The 244-nt window shown below is 75.0% G+C and carries 1 protein-coding gene; it reads left to right on the forward strand.

Annotated features, from left to right (window positions below):
• A partial coding sequence (locus NLU14_RS22715) for a hypothetical protein (protein ID WP_275710868.1) occupies window positions 1–244 on the forward strand: 244 nt, incomplete at both ends.

Consider the following 244-nt stretch of genomic DNA (forward strand, 5'->3'; position numbering starts at 1 on the left):
CGATCTGGCAGCTCTATCGCTTCCGCCGCGACCTGCGCCGATTGCGCGCGCGCATCCACGGCGAGCTGGCGACGCGCGTGCCGATCCCGCGCGCGCTGGCCACGCGCTTCCGTCGCCGCAATCCATGGCGGATCGCGCTCCATGCCTGGGTCTGGGGCCTGGCCGCGCTCGGCATCGGCGCGCAGCATTTCGTGGCGCCGCAGGACGTGCCGGCGGCTATCGTCCCGGCCGCGCTGGCGGCGGT

It is taken from the genome of Marinobacter iranensis (genome assembly GCF_029207565.1).
Taxonomy (GTDB): domain Bacteria; phylum Pseudomonadota; class Gammaproteobacteria; order Pseudomonadales; family Oleiphilaceae; genus Marinobacter; species Marinobacter iranensis.